The 2,263-nt window shown below is 72.8% G+C and carries 1 protein-coding gene; it reads right to left on the reverse strand.

From position 1 onward, the window contains the following. Window positions 1-47: 47 nt before the first annotated feature. Window positions 48-2,162, reverse strand: a complete 2,115-nt coding sequence (locus ACFUJY_RS35140) for a cellulose binding domain-containing protein (RefSeq protein ID WP_383307253.1) — start codon at window positions 2,160-2,162, stop codon at window positions 48-50. Window positions 2,163-2,263 lie beyond the last annotated feature (101 nt).

The following is a 2,263-nucleotide window of genomic DNA, read 5'->3' on the forward strand; positions in this document are numbered from 1 at the left end:
GCCCCGGTCCGCGCGCGGACCGGGGCCGGGGCTCCCGTACGCCTTCGTCAGCCGCCCGAGCAGACCGCGCCGTTCAGACGGAAGACGGTCGGGTCGGGGTTGGGGCCGTCGTTGGCACCGACGAACCCGAAGGAGGCGGTCGACCCGCCGTCCGGCGCCAGCGCGCCCGCACCGTCGGGAGCGGTGACCCGCACATGGGCACCGGTCTGGTGGAACGTGGCGTTCCAGCCGGAGTCCACCGACTGGCCGGTGGTCGGCCAGTCCCAGTCGACCGTCCAGCCCGTGATCGGCGTGCCGGCCAGGTTCCGCACGGTCACGGTGGTCACGAAGCCGTTGCCCCAGCTGGAGTCACGGTGGTACGTCACCGAGCAGACCGCGTCCTCGGGGGTGCCGGTGGTGAAGGTCAGAGGCGAGGACGCACCGGAGAGCCGCCCCGTCGCGTCAGCCGCCAGTACGTTGACCGTGTGGGTGCTGCCCGGGGGCAGATTCCGCAGGGTGACCGAGGTGCCGGTGGTCTCGCCGACCAGGAGGGTGTGGGCGCCGTCGCGCTCCTGGACCAGGTAACGGGTCGCGCCCGGCGCGCCGTCCCAGCTGAGGCGCGCGGTGGTGTCGGTGACCGCGTCCAGGCGGGGGGTGCCGGGGGTGCCCGCGGCCGAGGCGGCCGGACCGGTCCCGGCCTTCGGGTCGAGGGTCACGGTGAGCAGTGCGTACGGGGGCACGGTGACCCGGGACGCGGACGCGTCGCCGTCGGTGACCTGGGTGATGTCGCTGTCGCCGCGCGCGTAGCGGCTGACCTTCGGCGCGGTGGCGGACGGGGTGAAGCCCGCGTAGTCGAGGGCGACGGTCCGGGCGGCGTCCGGGTTCTTGTTGACGAGCATGACGCTCAGCCTGCCGTCGTCGCGGAGCACGGCGTGCGCCGAGACGTCCTGCGCGGAGGACTCGGCGGCGACCATGGTGTCGCCCGCGGTGCCCAGTTCGGCGGTCATCTTCATCCCGTAGTACGGGTGGAACGGCGTGTTGGGCGCCGGTTCGCAGACGTCACCGGCGCAGGCCCCGCTGGACAGCATGCCCATGTCGCCGTAGTCGGTCTCCCCGTCGACGGTGGTGATCTCCCCCGCGCCGTTGTGGGTGTTCCACCAGTCGACGTTGAACACACCGTTCTCCAGCGCCGTCATGAACGCGTCGGCGGCGAAGAGCCCGTTGGGGCGGGCGGTGAGCCGGGCGCCACCGGTGTTGGTGTTGATCTCGGTGAGCGCGATCCCGATCTCCGGCGAGTGCGCACCGGCGGCCCGGTCGATCTGGTCGCGCACCTCCCGGAGCTCACCGGGCAGCTTGGCCAGCCGGGACATCGCGGTGTCGGCGGTGGTGTCCGATCCGCCCGCGTACCAGTGGACGCTGACGAAGTCGATGACGTCGGCCACGGCCGGGAGCACGGTGTGGTTCCAGTCGCCGGCATCGCCGTCGCCGACGACTCCGTCCGGCCACTCCCCCGGGCTGGTGAGGACCGCGCCGATCTTGACCGTGGGGTCGACGGCCTTCATCGCCGCCGCGTAGGCGCGCACCTCGCGCGCGTACTCCTGCGGGCTCTTGTCCTCGTGCTCGTCGTTCTCCCAGCCGCTGCCGTAGTGGCCGTTGCCGTAGATCTCGTTGCCGATCTCCCAGTACTTCGCGCCGTACTTCTTGGTGACGTTCGCGTACCGGACCCAGCCGGCCGCCTCCTCCGGCGTGCCGGAGCCGTAGTTGGCGATGAGGATCGGCTGCGCCCCGGCGTCGCGGACGGTGCCCATGAAGGCGTCGAAGCCGGTGCCCGGGGCCACATAGCCGCCGGGTGCCGTGTGCGTCTCCCAGTGGTAGATGTCCGCGTACGAACCCCCCGGATAGCGCAGCACCCCGACGTCGGCCGCCGCCATCAGGTCCGCCACCTCGGGGTCGTTCATGTGCGAGTCCCAGATGGCGGTGTTGACCCCGCGGGCGGCGCCGGTCAGCGTGCCCAGCGCCGCCTGGGCGTTGACCTGCACGTCGACGTCCGCGGGGTCGGCGGCCTGCGGCGCGGCGGGGGCCGTACCGGTCAGCGAGGCCAGCACGGCGAGCGAGGCGGCCAGGACGGCGGCGGCGCGTGCGAGGGGGCGGAAGCCGCGCGGGGGTCTGTGCGATGGCGCCATGGGTGATCCCTAAGAATGGTTGGCGGTCCGGGGGGACCGGGTGTGGCTGATGGGTGTTTGCCGCTTGTGGCTCGCGAGGAATGGCCGCCCGGTCCTCCGGG

This window comes from Streptomyces sp. NPDC057249, from assembly GCF_042669245.1.
Lineage (GTDB): Bacteria > Actinomycetota > Actinomycetes > Streptomycetales > Streptomycetaceae > Streptomyces.

Excerpts from the sequence above, each read along its gene's own strand:
- ACFUJY_RS35140 (WP_383307253.1), bottom strand. The coding sequence starts at position 2,162 with ATGGCGCCATCGCACAGACCCCCGCGCGGCTTCCGCCCCCTCGCACGC.